General features: G+C 27.2%; 13 protein-coding genes and 1 tRNA gene. 12 read left to right on the top strand and 2 right to left on the bottom strand.

The window, feature by feature from the left end:
* Positions 1–351: 351 nt before the first annotated feature.
* Together U5U50_RS01135 and U5U50_RS01140 are read right to left on the bottom strand one after the other, a co-directional pair.
* Positions 352–861, bottom strand: a complete 510-nt coding sequence (locus U5U50_RS01135) for an MAG0490 family ComEA-like DNA-binding protein (RefSeq protein WP_324673122.1) — start codon at positions 859–861, stop codon at positions 352–354.
* An 86-nt stretch (positions 862–947) separates the two neighbouring features.
* Positions 948–1038: transfer RNA gene (locus U5U50_RS01140), tRNA-Ser, on the bottom strand.
* Between the two features lie 107 nt (positions 1039–1145).
* Between U5U50_RS01140 and dcm_N the strand changes: the two genes are divergently transcribed.
* The 12 genes from dcm_N (at position 1146) to U5U50_RS01200 (ending at position 25450) form a co-directional block, all read left to right on the top strand.
* On the top strand, positions 1146–1544 hold the full coding sequence (dcm_N, locus tag U5U50_RS01145) for a DNA (cytosine-5-)-methyltransferase N-terminal subunit (protein ID WP_324673124.1): 399 nt from the start codon (positions 1146–1148) through the stop codon (positions 1542–1544).
* A gap of 22 nt (positions 1545–1566) precedes the next feature.
* Complete coding sequence (gene dcm, locus U5U50_RS01150; RefSeq protein WP_324673341.1) at positions 1567–2334, top strand: DNA (cytosine-5-)-methyltransferase; 768 nt, start codon at positions 1567–1569, stop codon at positions 2332–2334.
* Positions 2335–2339: 5 nt separating this feature from the next.
* Positions 2340–3590 (top strand): MAG4270 family putative restriction endonuclease, encoded by a 1251-nt coding sequence (locus U5U50_RS01155; protein ID WP_324673127.1) that lies wholly within the window; start codon positions 2340–2342, stop codon positions 3588–3590.
* Between the two features lie 66 nt (positions 3591–3656).
* Complete coding sequence (locus U5U50_RS01160; RefSeq protein ID WP_324673130.1) at positions 3657–4745, top strand: M42 family peptidase; 1089 nt, start codon at positions 3657–3659, stop codon at positions 4743–4745.
* Between the two features lie 147 nt (positions 4746–4892).
* Entirely contained in the window at positions 4893–6482 is a 1590-nt protein-coding gene (locus U5U50_RS01165; protein WP_324673132.1) for a hypothetical protein, read from the top strand.
* A complete protein-coding gene (gene thiI, locus U5U50_RS01170; protein WP_324673134.1) occupies positions 6472–7614 on the top strand; it encodes a tRNA uracil 4-sulfurtransferase ThiI in 1143 nt (380 codons plus the stop codon). The genes U5U50_RS01165 and thiI overlap by 11 nt, the downstream gene beginning before the upstream one ends.
* 105 nt (positions 7615–7719) lie before the next feature.
* Complete coding sequence (locus U5U50_RS01175; RefSeq protein WP_324673136.1) at positions 7720–8187, top strand: hypothetical protein; 468 nt, start codon at positions 7720–7722, stop codon at positions 8185–8187.
* 4 nt (positions 8188–8191) lie between these two features.
* On the top strand, positions 8192–9448 hold the full coding sequence (locus U5U50_RS01180; RefSeq protein WP_324673138.1) for a hypothetical protein: 1257 nt from the start codon (positions 8192–8194) through the stop codon (positions 9446–9448).
* Between the two features lie 170 nt (positions 9449–9618).
* Positions 9619–20055 carry an SGNH/GDSL hydrolase family protein gene (locus tag U5U50_RS01185; protein ID WP_324673140.1) on the top strand — a complete coding sequence of 3479 codons (10437 nt, stop codon included), beginning with the start codon at positions 9619–9621 and terminating at the stop codon, positions 20053–20055.
* Between the two features lie 240 nt (positions 20056–20295).
* Complete coding sequence (rpsB, locus tag U5U50_RS01190) at positions 20296–21117, top strand: 30S ribosomal protein S2 (RefSeq protein WP_324673143.1); 822 nt, start codon at positions 20296–20298, stop codon at positions 21115–21117.
* A 33-nt stretch (positions 21118–21150) separates the two neighbouring features.
* On the top strand, positions 21151–22032 hold the full coding sequence (tsf, locus tag U5U50_RS01195; protein ID WP_257089564.1) for a translation elongation factor Ts: 882 nt from the start codon (positions 21151–21153) through the stop codon (positions 22030–22032).
* A 145-nt stretch (positions 22033–22177) separates the two neighbouring features.
* Positions 22178–25450 carry a hypothetical protein gene (locus U5U50_RS01200; RefSeq protein WP_324673145.1) on the top strand — a complete coding sequence of 1091 codons (3273 nt, stop codon included), beginning with the start codon at positions 22178–22180 and terminating at the stop codon, positions 25448–25450.
* The last annotated feature ends 5 nt before the right edge of the window (positions 25451–25455 follow it).

Consider the following 25455-nt stretch of genomic DNA (forward strand, 5'->3'; position numbering starts at 1 on the left):
ATATTTTTGAATAGATAGTTATTTGATCTTTAGTAGATTTTAATTCAGACCTGCTGAGTATGAATTTGTTCATAAATTTATCCTCAACATAAAGAGCTTTATCCGACATATCAATCACTGTGTAAGTTTCGGAGACGCCTTTGTTACTGTAGAATTATGCATTTATGATAATATGTTTAAGATTAAAAAATATCAAAAATGCTAATAATATTGCTAACAAGATTACGAAGTCATTTCTTTTTAAAATAATGGAAAAAATAAAGAGTGGAATTAAATATACTAATAAAATCAAATCAGAAGTGACTAAGAGTAAACAAAATACAGATAAAATTAAAAAGAAATTAAATCATCTTAAGTTAATTCTATAACCGTTTGTAAGTATTCTATAGTACGAGTAGAAATTCCTTTTATATCTAGCAATTCTCGTCATGAGTGTAAACTTTCATTCTTTTCGCGATGTTTATAAATTAACTTTGCAACTCTTGAGTTTAGACCTAATCATTTTAAAGTCTCAACATCTTTGATTTCTTCTCATTTTATTTTGTATTTTCTTAAACCGACATTAATGACACTAGATGTAGTTGCTAAATCATCTAAGTTGTAACTGCTTATATCTGAACTTGTTTTAAGTTTTACTTTATTAAAAACATCTCTGTATGTTAAAGGCTTGTCTGATTCAAATGTAGCAGGAAATAATACATTACCAGCTACTGTATATTTATAAATTTTCTTTTGTTTATTTAGTTGATCATCTATTTTCTTTGTTTGTTTTATTTCTGTAAATTTAACAACACTTATGAAAACACCTGAACTTAAACAAATAATTACTAATAATATATTGAATCAACTAATCTTTTTCATACATATATTTAGTAAATTTCTTCAAAAATGAACAAAGTAGTAAAAAAGTGCATAAAAAAACACTCAAAGAGTGATTTGTTAACAATTGGCGGAGCAGAGAGGATTCGAACCTCCGCTGGTGTTGCCACCACTACAGTCTTAGCAGGACCGCCTCTTCAGCCTCTTGAGTACTGCCCCAATAATCTAAAATATTATAATATAAAAAATAGATTTTCTTAATTCAATTAAAAAAATATTTGAACTTATTAATCATGCTTCTCTAATTCCGTTAAAATAAAAAAATCATGAAAAAAGAAATTACATTATTCGAAATGTTTGCAGGAATAGGTTCGCAATATAAAGCATTAAAAAATATATCTAAGAAATTGAATTTTTCAGTTAGATCACTAGGGACATGTGATTTTTATATCGATGCCATTGTATCCTATTTAAGTGTTCATTATGGTATATTAGAAGCAGAAAATAAGTTGTCTAAAGAAGAAATGCTTGATAAATTAAACAAGTATCTTTTTTCTGCCGACTCCAAAAAACCAGTTAATAAAAAATACTTTATGAGAATGTCAGAAAATAAATTAAGAAATTTATTCTCTTATCTTTATTCATATGTTGATAATGACTATATGAGTGAAAGATATGGCTTAAGAGAGAGAGAGAGAGAGCGGCACGGACATTACTGCTTATAATACTTTACCTAAGAATATAGATATTTTTACTTATTCATTCCCTTGTCAAGATTTATCACAACAAGGCAAACAAAGAGGAATTAACGAAAATACAAGATCAGGGTTATTGTATGAAATTGAAAGAATTCTTAAAAATAATTTAGATAGATTACCTAAGGTCTTATTATTAGAAAATGTTAAAGCATTGGTTTCATCTAAATTTAAAAACGATTTTCTCAAATGAATAAATGCATTGGAAACATTGGGTTATAAAAGTTATTGAAAAGTTTTAAATGAAGTTGATTCAGGTTCAGCCCAAAATAGAGAAAGAGTTTTTATGGTTTCTATTTTAGATGGTGAAGATTTTGAATTCATTCAAAAGAATGAAAAAAACTTAATGCTTAATCAAATCATTGATGAAAATGCTGTTCATATTGATCTGACAAAATTATTAAATTTATACAAAAAGACACCATTTACATTAACTAAAAACAAAATCAATAAGTCTAGATTATTAGGGTACACTAATTTCAATAGTGAATCTTACATTTATAAAATAGATCACAAAGACCCTACATTGACTGCTTCTGGCGCAAATGCAAGACTGAAATTTTTATTAGAAGAAGATAAATTAGTTTTAATGAATTCAGAAGAAGCATATTTATATATGGGATTCGAAAAAATTGATGCATTAAAGGTTCGTCAAACTGGTTTAGTTCACGAAAATAAAATGATTTTTACAGCTGGAAATAGCATATCTGTTGAAGTTTTAGAAGATATATTTACTGAAGTTATTAAAAAATATTTTTAATTATTATGAATTTTGAATCTAGTGAATTTGTAAATTTAAAAAAACAAATTAAAATTTATAGCATTTTAAACGTATTTTCTAAAGAAAATAGTAAAAATCATTTTAATGCAAAAATCTATTGCTTTTTTGATTCAAATGGACTATTAATTTATTGATATATAAAATTTCTTGCAGGTACATCCTTAGATTTAAAAACTACTACAAGATGATTTAAGGATGAAACCACCACATTTAAATGTAGGAAAAAATTATTTTCGCTTATCGGTAACGGTTTGAAACAAGAACCTAGAGAAAACAAAAATGATAAAAATATCTTATTTTTAAATAATCAGGAATTGGATGCTCTGAATTATTATGTTAATTTTGATTATAAAGGAACTTTTAATAACTTAATTGGTGTATTAAAAGGTAATAATCCAACAGGTAGTTATGAAAAACCCAACAGTTCCGAAGTAAAGTCTAGTTACGAAAATCTAAAAAATAATCCACTTATGTATTTGGATATTATTAAAGACAATTGATATTACAATAGTTTTAAAAGTTTTATAGCAAATGAAGATCATTTTAACAATCTACTTAGCTCTTTAAAAAATGAAAATGATTTTATTAATTACTTCAAAAATAGTGGTAATAATTCATTTTTACCTATTCAAGATTTAATTCATACAATTGAATACGAAAATAAAACGAAAGGTCTTAATGATGATGAAACTAGAAAAGAATTTAGAAATAAAATCAAAAGAGTTAAAAAACCACTAGAAACATTATTTAAAATTCAAAATGAAATAGAAAAGCAAATTTCAAGAACTAGATCAAAAATCCAAAAAATTCCTACTGAATCAATTCAATCGTTTAATTTAGAAGAAAATACAATAATTGAAAGAGCTCATATTTATCCTGTTTACAAAATAAGGGAAAGAATAAGGAATGAAATAGAAAAACGATTTTCTAAAACCAAAAACATTATTGATTCAATAGATAAATTTAAAATAAATGCATTAACGATGATTTTTGATGTAAATAATTTATTAAATTTATCACCTGATATTCACAAAATTTATGATAAACAGAATCTTATTTATTGAGACACAAGTGGAAAGTTATGCTTTATTCGCGAAGATAAAATTTCAAACGATAGTCAAAAAAAGTTAAGCAAATCATTTAATCAAATTAGAAATTTAACACCTCAAATGAAGGAATATTTACAAATGTATTTTGATGAAATAGCAAGCATTTATATTAGTAAAAAAGATTAGCTTATGTGTGGTATAAAAGTTAAAAATGTATAAAATTTATAACATCTATAAATATAAGGAGTTTGTATGGAAAAAAAATATGAAAAATTAGCTTCTAGATTAGAAAAATATATGTCAATTGAAGCTATTTCTAGATTTGAAGAACCAGTTGCAGATGAATTAAGAAAAAACATTAAACCAGGTTTTGAAATTTTACGTGATTCATTTGGTTCAATTGTTTTCTTCAAAAAATCTAAAGTTACTAATGCACCTAAAGTTATGTTAGCTGCTCACATGGATGAAGTTGGTTATATGGTTAAATCAATTGCTGAAAACGGAAACATATTAGTTACAACAATTGGTGGTGTTTGACCATCTGTAGTTATTGGAACAAAAGCAGTTGTAGTTTCATCAAAAACAAATAAAAGATTTTATGGTGTATTCGGACACACAAGTATCCACATTATGGATAGAGACAAAATCACAGTTGCACTTAAAGAATCAGACTTATTTGTTGATTTAGGTTTCAAATCTAAAAAAGAAGTTGAAGAAGCACACATTCAAATTGGGGACAAAATTTTCTTATCTGGAGAAACAATTCATTTTGCAAATAACATTATTGGTGGAAAAGCAATGGACAATAGAGCAGGTGTGACTGCTTTAGAATTTATTGCAAATAATATTGCTGATTTAGAATTAGGATGTGATGTTTACTTAGTGGGAACAGTTCAAGAAGAAGTTGGAACAAGAGGTGCTAAAACATCAGTTTCAATCATTAATCCAGATGTTGCTTTTGCTGTTGACACAGGTGCTGCACACGATACAACAGGTGCAAAACCAGGAACACCAGTTTTAGGTAAGGGAGTAAGTCTTTTAGTTAAAGATGGTGGAACATTACCAGATCCAAAATTAATTAATGTATTAACAAATATTGCTGCTACAAAAGAAATTCCAGCTTACAAATATGTTGCTGAAGGTGGAGGAACAGATGCAGCTGAATTACAATTTGCTCCTGGTGGTGCTGCAGTTATGACAATTTCAATTCCACAAAGATACTTACATAGTCCAATTGGATTAGCTTCACTTGTTGATATTCAAGCTACAATTGATTTAATGACTGAATTTATCAAAGCATTTGATAAAGAAATGTATGAAGAAAAATTAGCTTACAAATAGTATTGAATTTTGAAATTAAAAGCAGATAGAAAACTATCTGCTTTTTTGCTTTAAATTAGTTTTTAGACAACTTGATAAGGCTATCATTTAGAGCTAAAAGTAATATAATATAGAAAATTTAATAATAGACTCAGGAGGTGAGAAATTATGGCAAAAGTATTGTTCATACTTATAATAATTGTTTCAATCATTGTCCTTTTACTTTTGGTCTACTTGCTTTCTGTAAACTTATTTAAACAATCATTACAAAAATTTAGTGCACGCTCAAAAGATGCGATAACTAAACAAAATCATCAAAATCAATCTTTATATTCAAAAGTTAAAACAACGACTTATTTTAATCACGAGCTTGAAAATATGCTTAATTCATTGATTGAAGTGAAACAAAGTATTGAAACTATAAATCAAGAAATTTCAGTTAAACTTTCTGAACTTGATGAATTGCTAGCTGAAAAACAAAAAGTTAAATCTTACAAAAAATATAAAGCAATTAAACAACAACAAAAAGAAGTTTCTAAAAAACAAATAGAATTTAACAAAATTTCAGATGACTATTCAAAGAACTGAAACAACATTGATGAAATTACTTCAACGATCCTGGAGATTAGGGACTTTTTAAATAGCAAGCTTAAAAGTTATAAGAAAGCAATGCCTAATCAATATGAAAATCTTCAAAACAAATTAGCTGAATTATCAATTCAAATCACATTAATTGATGATCTTAAAGTTAAAGCCGATTTCTTAAGAGCTCTTGAAAACATAACAAAGAGAAAAGAAGAATTGAAGAACTATACAAAAATCATTTTTGCATCAAAAAATATTGAATATTCACTTTTTGAATCTTTACCAAAAATACTTGACCAAGCGATAAAAGATAAAAATAATGAGCAAATTAAAGGTAAATTAATAGAGTTAAAGAATAAAACCACAGCACTTCAATCAGCTATTAAAGGTAAAAATACTGCTGAAACTTTAGATACAAATATCAAGTCAGTTTATAAAACTTTTTACAAATTAGTCAACCTTGTTAATTCAATGTTTTCTATTAAAGATTTCATTGATAAGACAATTCCAATTATTCGTGATTTATATTCTAAATTGAATAAAACTCACAAAAACATTCTTGCACCAAATAGTATTCAACAAAAAAATTATGAATCAGTAAAAAACGCATTTGACAAAATCAAACAATCTTTTGAAAATAAATCATTAAAAAACATCCAAACATTAGTTCAAGATTTAGTTGTTAAATATGAAAATTATGAAAAAAATAATGTAGTTATTGAATCAAAATCTAAAGAATTAAAAGAACTAAATGATAATTTTCAAATTCAAATTGATGAAGCTATTGATGTCTATTTATCTTGCATTTACCATCCTGAAATCCCAAATGATTCAAAAATAAATAAATTAAGAACTGAATTAATTTATTTATATGAAAGAAATTTCAAAAAGCAAAAGTCTTGAAATAAAATTAAGACAATTTGAGATGAATTCATTAGCAAATTAGCTACTTTAATTAAAGTGATTTCGCTCAACTCAAAATACAAAGAAATCTATAATAATATAAGATTAGAACTTCAAAGAAATGACTCATTTATAAATAATCAAGAAACTTTTGCTAATTACATTGATATTAGCAAAAGTATTGAGAATGTAATTAAAGAAGAAAATAATTATAAAAATGCTTATTTAGCACTTAAAAAGTTTTTAATAAAGGAGAAATATGTACAGTAAAATTTTGATTCGTTACGGTGAGTTAGTGCTGAAAAAGAAAAACAGAAAACAGTTTATTAATCAACTTGCAATTAATGTTAAACACATTGTTGGTGCAACTCCAGAAGTTGAATTTGACAGAATGTATTTACCTTATTCAGAAGAAAATATGAATAACTTAAATTATGTATTCGGAATCAGTTCATACTCACCGGTTATGGTTGTTGAAAATGATATGGAAGTTTTTGCAAATGCAGTTTTATCATCAATTAGACCTGATTCAAAAACTTTTAAAATTGCCGCTAGAAGAAATTACAAAAAGTTTGAATTCTCATCAGACCAAATTAACAATTACTTAGGTGGCGTAGTCTTAAAAAACACAAATCTTAAAGTTGATGTACATAATCCTGACCAAACTTTTTATGTTGAAGTTAGAAACGGAAAAACTTACATTTTCTCTGATTACACTAAAGGTTTAGGAGGTTTACCTGTAGGAGTATCAGGTAAAGTTCTTCACCTTATTTCTGGTGGTTTTGATTCTCCAGTCGCTGCTTGACAAATGATGAAAAGAGGACTCAAAATTGACTTTTTAACCTTTATCACGCCCCCTCAAACAGATATTAGAACTGTAGAAAAAATTACAAATTTGGTTAAAGTTTTAAATAAATATCAAGTGACATCAAACTTATTGATCGCAGATTACTCACACTTAATGAACTACATTTCATTTGTTTCAAAAGAATCATACAAAATCACTTTAATGAGAAGAAGTTTTTACCGTATAGCTGAGCAAATAGCACAAAAATATAATCAACAAGCAATTTCAAATGGTGATAATTTAGGTCAAGTTGCATCTCAAACAATTGAATCGTTATCAACAATTGGAGAAGCGACAAGAATGCAAATTTTACGTCCATTATTAACATACGATAAAAATGATATTATTGATATTGCTAGAAAAATCGGTACAGAAAATATTTCAATTATTAAAGCTAATGAAACTTGTGAACTATTTGCACCTAAAGAACCAGTTACAAAACCTACAATCCAGGAAGCTTTAAGACTTGAAAATGAACTTAAAAATATTAAAGAACTAGAGCAAGAATTGCTAAATTCAAAAATTGAATTAGTCAAAGTCAAAAAACAAATTTAAGCTGTATAGCTTATTTTTTATGCAACTTAAAACTTTTTATTTCCATGCCATAGTCATTTTAGTTTCATACATAAAAAAATAAATTATTTATAATAATAAATAATTATGAATACACTACTTAACAAAAATATTAATAGGCAAACTTCAAAAGTTTCAAGAAAAGAAAATCCACAATTATTTTTAGGTTACAAAACTGGTGACGTTGCTTCAGCGAAAATAATTACATCAGGTTCAAAGTTTATAAAACTTCATGACAAATATGGTAATTCATTTTTAATTTACAGAAAAGACATTACAGATTTTACACATCATCAAATGTCGGATTTATTTTCAATTGGCGAGATTATCAATTTTATTGTTTTAAATTTTGATAACAATAAAAAACAAGGTTTAGGTTCATTTAAAAAAAATCATCCAAACCATCAAGGAAAAGACTTTTACAAAAGAGAAAAATATTACAATGAACTAAAAGCGACAAAAAATGGATTTAGAAATTTAATTAATTACACAAATAGTTATTTTGTTGAAAATAAGAAATATGACAATAAAAATAATAATCACAAGAATAAGTAGTTAAATGCAAGTAATTTCAATTAAGAAAAATTATTTTCAATCTCAACACGAGTTGCAAATTCAACAAAAGCAAGCTTCAGAAGTAATTAATAAAATTAAATCTTTAAATTTTGATGGTTCATCATATTTAGGTTTCGATGATATTGCATTAAACTTTGGACTCAACGGTGTAGATAAAATAATTCAATTTTGCAACAATTTATATTCAACAAATATTTCTAAATTAATTATTTGAACTTCTAAAACAATTGAACTTTCAATTAAAGCTGCAATGGAATTTATTTTTGGACAAATCGATATTAATAAGGATAAGAAAATTGAATTAATCTTTATTAATTCATCAATTCCAATTAATAAAATTGAACAGTTAATTCAAACTTTTAAAAATGGAATTGGGGATAATGTTGGTTTTATGTTTTTAAATGAAACCGGAAATAGTGATTATGAAAATGAATGAATTTCATACATTACAAATATTTTTGAGCAACATTCAAATGAATTTATGGTCAAAAATCATATGTTTTATGTAGGTAGTAAAACTAATTTTTCAAACTTAAGCAAATTTAAATTCGCAAGCAACAATATTTTATTTGTTTCAAATGATGTTCATCCAGAATATAGTGTATTAAGTGAAATTGGATTATTGATTATGTCACTTCAGGGGATTAATATTCAAAAAGTTATTGACGGTTATGTTGAAGCTTCAAAAAATATTCTTAATCCTGATGTTTATTTCAACAAAGCACTTGAATTGGCTTTATTAATCAATGAAAGTGTTCTTAAAAACAAAGAAGATGGATTTGCTAATATTTTTGTTTCATATGATTTATTTTTAAATAATTATTTCGCTTGATTTGCAAATCAATTCAATAATACAACTAAGCAAATTAAAACAATCAGCACATCAATAAACTTTCCACGGCAAATTGCAACTTATACTCAACCATTGCTTTCAGGAAAGGGGAATAAATTTGTTACTTTTGGTTTAATTAAACAAAGATTCTTTGATTATCAGTTATCTTCAAACCTTGAAAATGATGACTTAATTGACAGGTTTCAAAACTTATCAATTAATCAAATTAAAGATGAAACTTATCAAACTTTTGTTAATTATTTATCAAGTTTTAATAACGAAGTTAACTCAATTACAATTGAAATTGCAAATAATTTTGAAGAAACTTTAGGGCAATTAATATCATTATTGTACTGAAGTAGAATATTTTATTGTGTTTTAAATTCACTCAATCCATTTGCAAATTAAAACTTTTGATACTATGAGCAAGCTATAAAAGTTAAAGGCTTGCTCTTTTATTTTAGCTTTGTTAAACATAGTTTAACAATTTTTGCAATTTGTTTGTTTACTCTCTAATTTGGTAAAATTTTATGAAATTAGTTTTATATACACTTATAGTGTATATAAGAGAGGTGATTATGAAAAAACAAAAAAAGTTAACGTTAATTTCATTAGCTGCAATCTTAACTTCAGCTAGTGTTATTTCTGCGTCTTGTCAAGCGCCAGGTTCATCAAAACCAATCGATAGATGAACCGATTTAAACGATGGTGACGCACCAATCATTATTAAACCTGGATCGGTTGATCCATCTGGTGAAATTAAAATTACTGAACCAGGAGTAAATAATGGTAGCGGTTCACAAAACGGAGGTAATAGCTCAAACCAAAACCCTGACGGAAAAACTGATGTTGAACGGGCTAAAGAAAAATTATCTAAACGTCTTGTTTCAAATAACTTCATATCAAAAGATCAAAAAATTAGATATGTTGCATTAGGAGATTCAATCACTGCAGGATATGATGGAGCACTTCCAAAGGATTATCCAGGTAAATTAGAAGCTAACGGAGAAATCACCGGATCTTCTTATGCTGCGTTTTTAGCAAGATTACTAAATCAAAATTCAAATAATAGACTTGAATATTTTGAAAACTTCTCAGCTTCTGGCGCTCGTATAGTTGACTGATTTAAAATTTTGGGAATCGACTATGACAACCCTTACAATGACACACCTGATTGACCTACTATTAACAGAACTTTCAAAAATGACAATATGCAAGCAATGGGTCAAATCATCAAGGATCAATTAAAAGAAGCAAACTTAGTAACTATGTCAATTAGTGCTAATGACTTTATCTTCTTGTTAATTGATACAGTTTCAAAAAGTGGACCAATAGAAGTTGTTAATGAATTCAGAAAAGAAAAACCTAACTATGGAAAGATTATTGATTTTTTCAACAAAGTTCTTACAAACACACTTCCAGAAGTTAGAAAAAGAGTTTTACTTTTAGTTAATGAACTTAAAAAACTTGCTCCAAAAGCAAATATTAACTTAGTAGCTTACCCATTACCACTTTCTGGTTTAAAAAGAGCGATTGATAAATTCTTCCGATCTAAATTAGGAAACATCCCGGTAGATCCGACTCAAGTTTTATTACAACAAATTAACAGCTCATTGTATGATGTTGCGAAAATTACAGATGTTAATGTGCTAAATGCATACAATGTTGATTATTGATCTGCTCATTCAGATGAAATTTCTGATGTTTATATTAACATTCACCCCAACACAAGGGGATACAAAAAAATGGCTATGGATATGTATATTAAACTTACATCTCCATCTTTTGACCTCGCAAATTTTGATCCGACCTATAACTTTAACCAAGATTACTTACTCACCGACTCTACAACACTAAAATACCAAATTGAACCTCTTGTAACTAACTTACAATTATTCGGGCCTGATACAAATTCATATTTAGATTCTTCAATTCCATTCATTGATGAAATTAACAAACTTAGAACTCCATATAATTACCCTGATAGACTTTTAAGAATGTCAGCTACATTTAGAAATGTAACCGCTTCAGCAATTAATGGTCTTACAAATAATGAATTTTATAAACAACTAGATCCAGAAGGCAAATTAAAAGATTTAATTCTAGATACAGAAAACAATGGTGAAAATGGTTTTGTTACAATCGTTGAATCTATTGTTAATTCAGGATTAATTCAAGAAATTTACTTAGATTTCCAAAATGAATTATCAAGATTAAACAAAGAAGACCAACTTGAATTAATGGAAATTCCTCAAATTTTCATTAAATCAGTTCTTAAAGAAGAAAACTTATTCAAACTTATTAGAGCAATTGCGTCTTCAAAATTCATTACACATAAAAAACCTGAATTAATTTCAGCTCTTCAAGGCGTAATTGCAAACTTATTTGCACTAAAAAGTGAAATGATTTCAGATGCGATCACAGGCCTTGCTTATAAATATGTTGAACCTTTCAAAATTGAAAAAGATGATCTTAAATTACTAATCACTCAAATTGTAACTAATCCAAACATTTCAAAAGTTATCGGACTTGTACTTGAAAGTTTCATTAGTAACTCTGAACAATTTGCACAAGTAGAAAACTTACAACAATTAATCAAAGTTTTCCTGTCAGATAAAGAAAACATTCAAAAAATTGCAAACTCAATTTCTGATTTTGCATGAAACATTGTTTCAAATGATGTTATAAAAAATATCCTTAAAGACATTTTATGAAACTTACTTGAAAACAATGGATTATCAAGCCAACTTATCAAAGCTCAATCAGATGATTTTATTGATAGTTTATTAAACAACTTAACAAGTGTAAAACCAGACTCAATTAAAGAGTTTATTTCAGATTTTATTTCTCAATTTGCTAACTTATTAAATCAAAATGAATCATCTTCACTTGACAACATTAAACAAATTACAAATCAAGCAGGAAAAATTGCTGTTGATAATTTTGTTGCTAAAATAAACAACTCATATTCTGAAGAAGAAACAAATGAATTTAATGTTTTCAAAATTTTTAAATTCATTAATGATTCAAAATTAGTTACAAACAACCAAACATTTATTAAACAACTTATCAAGAATATTTTAAACAATCTTGATCGTTTAAACATCCCATCAATGATTGCTAAAGCATTATCATCAACAAAAATTACTTCATTTATACGTGAAGAAAATGTTAATTCACTTGTTAGTTCATTACTTAAAAATCAAAACTTACATGACCTTGTAAATTACTTAGTTGAATCTTATATAGATAATTTTTCAAAATTTGCTGATGTTGAAGATTTAAATGTATTAATTCAAAAATTATTAGTAATTCCTAACTTAGGAACTGTTAAAGAACACCTTGAAAGATTAGTTACTGACTTAACTGACGATCAACTTGCTTTTAACTTACTTGGTAATGTACTTAAATCAATTGCTAAAAAATACAATCAAGCAACTAGTGATGAACAAATCACAGCATTTGTTAACGACTCAAAAGTTGAATTATTAAACTTTGTAAAATCATTAAACATTATTAATCCACTTATTGATTTTGTGTTTAGTCAACTTGAAACAATTAAATCAAGCAGCACACCTTATGCTGATGTAAGAGTATTACCTTCAAAAATTACTGATTTCTTAAAATCAAAATTAACTTCTGACCCTATTACTTTACTTAAAAAAGTTGCTAACTTAAAAACATTTAGTTCTTATGCACTTATCTGAAAAGAAATTATTAAAAATGTATTCGTTGAATTAAATGAAAACAATGCAGTTGTTTTGAAAATCAGAGATATTTTAATTTCTATAGTTTCTTCAAATGAAACTTTAGCTAAATATACAGATATTGATGAAATTAAAACAATTATTAACAAGATTTTTGAAACAGACCAAATTAATTCATTAATTCCAAATGTGTTTGATTTAATTTTTAACAACATTGCAGAATTAAAAACAGTTGAAAACATTACTGACTTAATTAATTTAGTAATCAACAAACCTGAATTCAAAACAATATTAACTTCAAACATCAAAGCAATTCTTGATAATGTAGTTACTGATTTAACAATTAACAAAACTCTTACAAAAGTGTTTGTAGTTTTACTTAAAAAAGTAGGATTTACTTACGATGTTAAATTCAATTCGATGTTAAATACTGTATTTGCAAACTTAATGAATAACTTAAGTGCAGATAATAAACTTAATAATTTAGTTGCTGAAGTTATTACGTTATTCGATAATGAAAACATTACATTAAGCAGTTTAACTTCACAATTACCAAATGTAATTCTTAAAAACTTGAAGGTGACAGAATTTGAGTTTATTAAAAATCTTTTAAGTGCACCACTTAGTGACATTCAAAAAGCTTCATTAAAAGAATTTATTAAATCATTATTATCACAACTTAAAACAAATGATAAAGTTTCAGGATTTATTAATAATTTAAATCTTGATACTATTGCTACAAAACTTAATGTTTCAGCAGACGAACTTAAACAATTACTTAACGATATTGTTGTTTCACAACCTCTTCAAAATATTGGAACAAGTTTAACTGACTTTATCTTAAGTAATCAAAAACAAATTGCTAACTTATCTTCTTTAACTGATTTAGTAATTTTAGTTCTTAAGGACGCTAACTTTATTCACAATGTTAAAGATTCGCTTAAAACTGCATTTGATAGATTAAAATCAAATCCAACAATTAAGAAAATTGTTATTGGATTTGTAAGCAACCTTGTCAAAACAAATCAATCAATTAGTTGATTACTTAAAGATGTTCAAAACATTGATGGATTAGTTTCTGATTTATTTGACTTATTACCAAAATACAGTGATACATTCAATATTTTTGCACATATCTACAGTGGTTTAGAAGAGTTTAATCAAAATGGAAACTACACAAAATTATCTGATTTGGGTACATTAATTTTCAAATCATTTGCAGAAGAATTTGGTGGTGAAAATCAAGAAACAAACATTATTAAAGCAATCAAGATTTTATGTGATAACTTACTTTCAAAACATAATCAAGATATCAAGCAAATCATTACAAATGTTTACAACAAGATTGCTACTGACTCACAAATGTTTGAATCGATTTTCGCTAAAATTCCTTCAAACTTAAAAGAAAAGATTGAAAATTATGTTTCATTTGGTAACTTAAAAGAATTAGTTAAATTTGTTTTAAATAATGACTCATTTAAAGTTGTGTTCTTAAATCAACTTACAAATGTTCTTAATTCAATTACAACTACAGAGCAATTTACAACTTACAATGATTTAATAATCACAGTTCTTAAAGGACTTGATTATGAGCAAATAAAATCTAACTTAAGTAATTTCATTTCTGAATTATTTGAAAATGAAAATAACAAAGTTACATTAAAAGAATTAATCAATAATGTTGTTAAACAAACTCTTCCTAACTTATATTCACAATTAAGTAAAGACTTTGTAAGTGATTTAGTGGATAATTTAATTCCATTATTAAATTCATTAAACATTTATCAACCTGTATTTAACAATGTGTTTGAAGTTCTTTCAAATGCTAAAAATGCAGATGAACCATTAAGTGTGATTAAAACATTACCAAACGAAATTGTTTCATTAATTGTCGCTGAATTTAATAAAGACAAGCAAACATTTGTAAACAAAATCTTAGCTTCTCCTATTTATTCAAAAAACAAACAATTCATCAAAAACTTATTACACTACTTAGTTTCAACAATCTTGGTTAAAGATTCAACGATTTCAAAATTAACTTCAATGATTAATTATGGAAATTTAGGTGAATTAGTTTCATCAGAAGGCGCATCACAAGTAGCTAACGATGTTTTAAGAAATAGTAACTTACCAATATTACTTAACTCATTAGTTGATGCAATTGTTGATAATGATTTATTAGATTCAATTTTTACAAATCCTAAAGATGTTATTTTCAAAGCTCTTAAAAATTCAAATGTTACAACTGAGCACAAATATGAACTTGCAAGTGTTATTCATACAATTTTAAGTTCAAATGGTTTAGATAAACTAATGCATAAAGCGTTAAATAAAATGCTTACCGAACAAGGTTTATTATCTTCAGAATTACCGCTTGAATTCTATACAGCACTTAAACAAACATTAAATCGATTAATTAACTACAACCCTACAAATACAATGGTGGATCAATTAATTGAAATTGTTAATGCAGGTCTACTAGAGTCAAACAGTTTAGATCAATTAATCAAGTACATTGCTTCAAATGTAAAATCATTATTAAACATTAAAGAATTTGGATACATTAAAACATTATTAAATTCAAACATTTGAAATCACTCAAATCAAATTAAAGAATTAGCTTCTAATGTAATTTCTAAATACTATGTTGATGAAAATATCCAAAAAGTTGTAGCAATGATACCTGTTGCATCAATTGCTGGTAAATTAAAAATTGATGCTCAAGTTTTATCATATTTATTTGTTGATATTCTTAAGTCACAAAATACTAAAGACATTATTGATTTAGTAACAAACTTTATTATTGATAATAATACAACACTAAAAGAAGCGAACTCGTTTGACGAATTAGCTATTGCTATAGCTTCAAATCAGAACTTTGTTGCTTCAATCAAACCAAAAGTTCTAAGCTTGATTGACCAGGTAATGACAGGAACAAATGCACTTGAAAAACTTTCACAAGTTTTAGGAACATTTATTAAGAACCCTAATTATGTAAAATATTTTGCAGGTGTTAAAGAACCTGAGCAATTAGCTAAAAACGTTATTAACATTTACTCAATTATCAATAGAAACTTTGGTGTTTCAGAAATCGCTTTTGGTACTTTAATTAACTACATTAAAAAATCAGGAATTACAAACTTCTCAATTTCATCAGTTCTTTCTTCATTTACTTTAACAATTAAGGAAAGAATTTCAGAAGATCCATCAGCATTTGAAACAAAAGTTGTTTCAACATTCAAAGAAATAATTACTTCTGACTTATTCACAAAGAGCAAGGATGATTTACTAAAAATTATTGACAATGTATTCAATGTTATTCCTGCTAATGAATTAGCCACAAGTATTGTTAACCAAATAATGTCAAAAGCAGGAAATTCAATCGAAAACTACTTCTCTAGAGACAAATTAATTTCGCTTCTTGAATTTATCTTAAGTAATCAACACTTTAAGAACTTATTTGAAAAGATTGCATCTAATGCAATTCAAAAAGCAAACGAATTTGCTGATGTAACTTCTTACATTGATATTATCAAGAAAGCGTTTGTTTTAATTGACCCTCAATCAGTTAAAGAAGATACAATCGGATTATTAAACGGATTATTAACTAACCAAGTTACAAAAGATTTTGTTTATAAATCACTTGTGAAATTATTTGGAAACTTAAACATTGAAGTTACTCCTCAAGTTGATAAATTGTTCAGTGATTTATCAAATAACTTAAAATCACTTATTGATTCACTAGAACTTGTAAATCCTGCCTTGGATATATTCTTTGATAAGTTAACAAAAGCCTCACAAGCTAAAAATGAACAAATCTTAACTATATTAGGTCAAATTCCACAAGAATTATCAGATTTAATTAACAAACAAGTTCTTTCAGATATTAAAGGATTTGTTGACAGAATCATTAATCTTGACGTTGTTACTGATAACTATGAAACAATTATTAACTTAATTCCTAAAGTAATAATTGCGTTAAGAAACAACGGAACAATTACAAAACTTGTAAATTCACAAATTAATAAGCTTTCTGATTCAAATACATTATTCCAATACACAACTAAAGAACATTTAAGAAGCTTTGTAAACGAACTTATTTCAATTAGCGAGATAGATGATTTACTTCTTGAGTTTGTTCCTTGATTACTTGAAGATAAATCTTGAACAAATTACATAAATTTACCACTTGATGTAATTGAAAAATTCGATACTAATACAGAAAAAACTGAATTACTTAAATCAAAAATTCAATTAATCATTGAAAAAACGCTTAAGTTTGACTCAACTAAAGTTATTGTTTTAGATTTAATCAATACATTCGGTAGAAAATATAACATTCAATTAGCTGGAATTAATTTAGATAAAGTTGTAGGTGATTTATTACAAAACTTAAACTCATTTGCAATCTCTGCCAAATTATTACCTGATGTTGCAAATATCTTTGTTGATACATTTATTTCAACTAAAGATACAAACCAAGCTATAAGTGCTGTAGTTGAATACATCAAAGGATTACTAAAATCAGATGCATTTAACATTGTTAAATCATTATTCAAACATTTATCAACATTGGCAGTTAACCAAAATGAAGTTATCAAATTAGTTAATGCAATAATTGAAACTATTAAAGTTAATGATGAGCTTAAAGAAACAATCATTTCTAAGTTACCATTAAATAAATTACTTAAAAGCTTCGGTATTACAAAAGACCAAATCAAACAAGCTTATGATTTAATTGTAAAAATGCCTGAAGTTAAGGAATTAATTAACACAGTCTTAAGATTCTTATTCAAAAACTGATCAAGTTGAGCCAATGCAAACTCATTTGATGAATTGATTGTGATTATATTAAAAACACCTGATCTTAAAGAATCAATTACAAATTTGGTTTCTAGAATTATTTACACAATCACAAGCGAACAAAATGTTCAAGATATGGTAGCGACTGCAGTTGTAAGATATCTTAAATCATCGCCTTATGCTTCAATTTTCAATGACATAAGTGATCCTACACATTTAGTTAAACTGCTTTTAGCTAACATTGAAGGATTTGATAATGAATTGAATATTATTGAGCAAGTTGCAAATTCTATAGTTAACTTATTATTACAAAGACAAACTAATATTACAACTTCAGATATTACTTCAGCGATTAGAAGTGCACTTGGTGCAATTAATAAACAAGAAGGATTTGAACAAAAAACAATCAGATCGCTTAACTTAGTAATCAACTCACTTAAACAAGGAAATCATCAACAAGATTTATATTCACTGATTACAAATGCGCTTCACTTATTCAAGGACAAAATTAACTTAGGTGAAATTATTTGAAACATCTTTGATGAGGAAACACATAGTTACCTAAAAGAAAAAGTTATTCCTCAAGATTCATTTGTAGAGTTAGTTAACTCAGTTGTAACTTCTGATGAATTAAAAGCTTTAATCACAGAAGTTTCAAGTTACATTGTTGAAAATAACCAATTCCTAGAAAATACAACTACTTTCTACGATATTCTTAAGATTTACTTAAATGTAAATAAAAATGTTAAAAGATTTGGTGATTTAGTTGAGAAAATAATTGTTAAAACACTTAACAATGACATTAGTAAAGGTGTTGTTGAAAAATGACTTAATAGATTTATCAATTTCCTTGAAATTCCAAGAACAAGACAACTCGAAGAATTTATTCCTATATTAATTGATAACTTACCAGTTATCTTGCAACGTGCGGGAATATTCAGATCAGTTGTAGATAGCATGGTTACAACATACAAAAAATCTACTTCATTCAGTGAGTTTGGTTCAAGTGTTGTGGGAGCAGTTGTTAAAGGGATTGACTTTACAACATTTAATACAGTTAAGAAAATTCTTCTTGATCCATTTATTCAAAATAATAAACAAAAAATTATCGATTTATTCAGAAGCATCGTTACACAAATGCTTAATAATAAAGAAAAATTAACAAAAGTTATTTCTCAATTTGGTTTAGGAAAAGCATTATTAGGTACAAACGATTATGATACAGCAATTAACAATATGGCTGTTAACGCGTTAGGAAATGAAAACTTAATTAACTTATTAGTCACAGTATTCACTGATGTGCTTGATAGATCAGAAGATTATGCTAAACGTAATTCGTTCTCATCTGTGCTTAATAAAATCTTTGTTTCACCTAAATCACCTGAAATTAAGAAATATATTGTTCAATGAGTTAACCATATTTTAGATAATGAAGATGCTGAAATTTCTCATGGTATCGGACTTATTATTTCAAATATGTTCAAGGGAATGGGATTTGCATTTAATGATTCAGATTCACAAATCTTTGACAACATGGTTTCAGGATTATTCAAAACTCTTAGAGGTTCAGGTGAATTAACAACTATTGTTGACAATATTTATGAATTAATTCAAAAAACTGACTTTGAACAAATCGAAGATAGAATTAAAGCTCTTAAAGATATTGTTATTCGTGGTATTATGTCAATCATCTTGAATAAAAATGGAAACATTTCAATGAATAAAATTCTTGAAAAAGGACCATTTATTGGAAAAATTATCAAAAATATGGGTAATGGTACTTTTGTTAAATTTATCAACAGATTATTTGAAAGTTCGACATTACAACCTGAAAAAACTGGTATTTACAAGATTATTGATGGTATGATGAATCCAGATCAATCTTCATCGTCTACATCTAGCAATAATCAGGAAAGCTCATCATCACCAAAATACAAATTTGAGTTTGACGTAAGTATTTTTGAAATTGTGGGTAGAGTTAAAGAATTTATTAAAGAACTTTACATTCCTATCTGAGAATATATGTTTGAAGAAATTCAATCAGATAGATATAACACAAGTCTTAGAAATAATGCTTACAAACAAAATGATGCATATAAAGCAGTTTTCAGATTTACAACATTTGCTTTATGAGCTGCTAAAGAAAAAGGAAATGTTTCAGATTTCTTATTCTGAAATGGAACAACTCTTGAACTTGAAAACATCTTCCTTGATGGAACTGAAATGGCTTGAACAACAGTTAGAAATAGACGCGCTCAAGAATTCAATAAATGAACAGAAGAGCAAAAACGTGCATTTGGTAAAGCAGAAAGAGGAAATGGTTACAACTATGAATTTATAGTTGGAAACAGATCTAACAATACAAATAACTGAAATTACTGAAAAGATCAAGTTTTAGTTTACATCTACTATAGAAAAACAAAACCTATTGATAAATTCACAAGAAAAACTAAAACAGAAATTCTTTACGAAATGCTTAGAGATGGATACATTAATAAAAATTAATCTCTAGTTTCAAAGTACTACACACCAGTTGTGTAGTGCTTTTTGTATAGATTTGATCCTAAAATTTTTAACTTTGAAATAATGAAAAATGTAATACAATAGATTACAAGAGTTTTAAAACTACTCTTACAAAAATTAACAAATATATCAGTAAATATGGATTCACTTGGGTGTGCTAATCATAGTGCTAGGTGCTCGAAATATTTACGTAGCAAAACAAACTAAAAGGAAATTAAAATTATGAACAACGCAGAAAACAAAAAAGAAAATGTTAAAGTTGTTGAAAAACAACAAAGAACACCAATTGTTTCAAAAACAAAATTATTAGAAGCTGGAGCATACTTCGGACACAAAACTCACGCTTGAAACCCAAAAATGAAAGATTATATTGTTCCAAACAAAAAGAACAAAGGATCACACATTATTGACATTATCAAAACACAAAAATACTTAGAATATGCTTACTCATTAGTAAACACATTAGCATCTAAAAATGCACAATTTATTTTTGTTGGTACAAAAAAACAAGCTAGAGAAGCAGTTAAAGAAGCGGCTGAAAGAACAAACTCATTATACGTAACAGAAAGATGATTAGGTGGTACATTAACAAACAATCAAACAATCATGTCACGTGTAAACAAAATGAAAGAATTAGAAGCTAAAGCAGCTAACGGATTTGCTGGATACACAAAGAAAGAAGCTTTAGACTTACAAAAGAAATTAGATAAATTACACAAAAACTTAGATGGAATCAGAAACATGAGCAGATTACCACAAGTAATGATTGTTGCTGATCCAAATGAAGATGCAATAGCAGTTAAAGAAGCTAAAAGAAAGAAAATCAAAGTTATTGGTATTTTAGATACAAATGCTAACCCAGATTTATTAGACTTCGGAATTCCTGCAAACGATGACTCTTCAAAATCAATCGCTTTAATTATGACAATTTTAGCTGACGCTATTGTTAAAGCACGTGGTGGCCAAGTTAAATTTGCATACCAAGAAGACGATAAAGTTGTTTTACCTTCATTCCAAAAACAAGAAGAAAACTCAAACAACTAATTAACCACAAAATAATTTAATTAAGGAGTAATCATGGCAGACATGAAAATGGAAAAAATTAAAGAATTAAGAGCTAGAACAAATTCAGCCTTAATCGATGTTAAAAAAGCATTAGAAGCTACAGAATACGACATTGAAAAAGCTATTCAATGATTAAAAGAAAATGGAATTGTTAAAGCTGCTAAAAAAGCAGGTCGTATTACTGCTGAAGGTGCAGTTTCAGCTCATGGAACAGATAAAGAAGCTGTTATGGTTGAAATTAACTCAGAAACTGATTTCGTTGCTAAGAACGACAAGTTCCTTAACTTATTAAATGAAGTTACAAAATCAGTTTTTGAATCAAAGGCTAACACCTTAGAAGAAGCTTTAGCTACAAAAATGAATGACAACGAAACTGTTGAACAAGCTTTAATTCAAGCTACATCAGTTATTGGAGAAAAAATTTCTCTTCGTCGGATTCAAAGAGTAGTTGCTGAAGAAGACCAAGTTTTAGGTATATACGTTCATGTTAACCGTCAAGTTGCGGCAGTAGTTACAGTTAAAGGTAACAATGTAGAAGCTGCTAAAAACGTGGCAATGCATGTTTCAGCTATGAATCCTGAATTCACATTAGTTTCAGATATCCCTGCAGAAAAATTGGAAGAAATCAAAGCAGGATTTGAGAAACCAAATGGTTTTGACTCTAAACCAGAAAAAATACAACAACAAATTACAGAAGGTTGATTAAACAAACAATTATCAGAAATCGTTTTAGCTAAACAACCTGTTGTTGTTGACGATTCAGTATCAGTTGAAAAATACTTATCAAATCACAATGATGAGTTAGTTTCAGCTGTTAGATTTGAAGTTGGTGAAGGTATTGAAAAAGTTCAATCAAACTTTGCTGACGAAGTAGCTGGAATGGTTGTTAAGTAGTTCTTACTTAACTTCTATTTTGATATAACGCATATTCTAATCACTTGGGATGTGCGTTTTTCTTTATAAATTAATAAATTAATTTATAATAAAACTTATAAAATCAAATTAACTAAAAAAATCAATAAAACAAAGGATAAATCATATGAAAGCAAGATTAAAATCATTAGTTTTAGGTTTAAGTGGTGCAGCATTACTTTCGCCAATGTTATTAGTATCATGTAATAACTCATCAAACTCGCAAAAAAGTCAAGCAGAACTTAAAGCAGAAAAATCAAAATTAAATATAGATATTCAAGCTGAATTTAACAAATACAGTTCAGTTGCTAAATCTGGAGATAGCTTAGATCAATTAGTATCAAAAAAACAAAATGAATTATTTGCTTTAATTGCTGAATTAGATAAAAAAGAAGTTTTATCAGATTCAGACGTTAAGAAATTAGCTGACTTTTTACAAACATTAAAAGATCAAGCTGCAGACGTATTATTACGTGGATTTGTCGATAAAAACTTAGAAGTTGTTGCAATTGAAAAACAACTTGAAGCAGCTAAAAAGGAATTAGAAGATCTTAAAGCCGACACTGAAGGTGCAAACAAGGAAACATTAGCAGGAAAAGAAAGAGAAATTCAGGCTCTTAACGATCAATTAGAAATTGTTAAAAATGAATTAGAAGATGTTAAGTCAAAAATGGTAAAGAGAGCTCCTTCAGGCAAGCGATCATTACTTAAAATTACAAAAGCAATTCTTTTCTACTTAAGCGCATTAAAATCAAAATACCCTGAACTTTATAAATCAAACCAATCAATCATTGATGGTGCTGTTTCAACATGAGAACAAAGTAGTAAAGATTATGAAGCTCAAGAAGATGACTACAATAACATTAACTATTTCTATGCTCAAACAATGTATGCTTTAAACTGATACACAATTATTAAAAATTACTTCCCTGAAGCTAAAGTTGAAATGCCGTTTCCTAAAGAAGAATTCATGAATTCATTATTCCAATGAAGAATTAAAGATTTGCAAAATGTTGCAGTTAACTTATCAAGTATGGATCGTTCAACTTTATTAGCTGAAGAAAGTGCAAAAGTTGATGAAAACATTCAATTAGTTAATGGTGTTAAAACAAACTATGAAAATGCATTAAATACATCTACAAACTTAGATGAACAATTTATTAACTTCCAAGCATTAGAAATTCAATTCTGAAGCAAATACATTTACAACACAAATTCATTCAATGAATATAGACCTTCATTAATGGTTCCTTCATTAAGAATTTCTAAGTTCCCATTATCAAATGAAATCATTGATGCAGCAGTTTTAAAGCAATTAAAACCAATTTCTAAAAAAATCACTGACAAGTTCTCAGAATTCTACAAAAACACAGGAATTAAATACTTACCTTCAGTTTACTACACAAATCTTTACAACCAATTCCGTGATGATCTTTTCAATGTTATTAGATACCAATTTATTCCTAAACAAACCACATTAGAGGGGTTATTATACGTTCTTTCAAAATCGGAAAATGATTTATCAAAATACAATATTGATACAACACAAATTCTTGCTGATATTAACGAAAAAGCTAACAAAATGTATGATGGAGCCTACGGCGGTAGCACATATTCTCTATACAATATAAAAGTTAAGGCAAAATGAAATGAACAAATGTATGATGGAGATGAAAATTCAGCAATTTACAAATCATATAAAAAATTCAATACATGAGCTGTTAAGCAAATGAATGAAATTAAATCTCTTTCACAAGAACAATTTGTTTCAGCAGTTGATAGATACATGTTAATTAAAGCTTTTGATTTTAAATTAAACACATTAGTTAACTTATTTGAATACTGAAATCTTCAAGGTATTGATCCACAATCTAAAGAAATGGAAGCTATTTTACAACTTTCAAAATCAGCTTCAAAATATCAAACAAGAATTAAATCTGCTGAAGATACAATCGCTGATTTAGAAGCTATCAAAGCAAAATTAAAAGAATTAGTAAGTTCATATAATTTAGATACAATTAACCATCCAGATTACACAAAAATTAATCAATACTCATCTACTCTAAATAAAGATAAAGCTAAAGTTCAAGCAGTTATTGATACATATTCAACATTAACAGGGACTGATGGAATGTTTGAATTTACATTTAGCGAAATTACAGACTTTTTCAATAGTGCTGTAGACAATTTCAGAACAATTATTAATAAATGAGATCAATTTATTGTTGATTCTAATACAGATGGTTTTGCTGAAACTTACAAAGTTTTAGCTGACTTCAAATCAGTATTAGAGCAAAAAGTTGGTAATGAAAACGATGGTAACATAGATATGCTTTATGTAAAATTTGCTGACATTTACCAAGACAACAGATCAGGTGATAAATACACAAATGGGTTAGCTTTATTAAATGAATATACAGCATTTGCTAACTCTTTAAAACACAGTAAATTTACAAATGAAGCAGATGCTAGAAAATATTTAAACGACAAATACTCACAATTTGAGCAATTAAATGTAAAAATGAAAGCTGCTAGAGAAGAAGGTGGAGTATTTTATGCATTAGATGATTATCAAGGATTCACAAACAAATTAGACTATGAATGAGGTGAATTTGTAACTACATTCAAAGATCATGCTTATGATTCAATGCCTCTTGGTGACTTAAATTCTAAAGTTGCTTCGCTTAATGAAAAAGCTGTTGAATATTCAGCTAACTTTGGTAAATTACCAACTGCTGGTGAAACATTTATGAAACTTATTGCAGATGATATTGAAAAAGAAAACTCAAACATTAAAAACTTTAGAAGACAAGATAAGAAAGCAAAACAAAGTTTATACATTGTTCCAGGTCAAGAAATTTATGCATTCATTAGACAAATGCATAAATCAGTTTCAGCTGAATTATCAGAAACTTCAATTAGCGAAGATCACCAAGATAAAGTTGTTTATGATGCAACACACAAAGCTATTGATAATTTAGTTAAAAAAGATTTAACGTTTAGAAATATAATTTTTGCTAACGCTGATGGTTTTGAATACTTAACAGATGAACAAGAAGCATCAGGAAAACCCAAATCAGAGTTATACACAGAAATGATGAATTTAGAATCAACTTACTATCAAGCTAACTTAGCGTACTTAAAAGCTGATGATGGCTCAAAAGATGAGAAAAAACAACAATTACAACAAGCTAGAGTTGCTTACTACAACTTCTTAAATTCAGATAATTTCTCAATTTCAAGAAGTTCATACTTAAAATTCAATTTAAATGTTTACCAAACATATGACGATGATAGTGAATTTACACCATTTGATTTAGCATTATTATTTGCTCAATACGATGGTTCAATTAAATTATTAAGATTTGTTGAGAACACATACATTAAAAACAATCAATAATTTAT

This window comes from Mycoplasma sp. 888 (genome assembly GCF_035609225.1).
Taxonomy (GTDB): Bacteria; Bacillota_I; Bacilli_A; order Mycoplasmatales; family Metamycoplasmataceae; genus Mycoplasmopsis.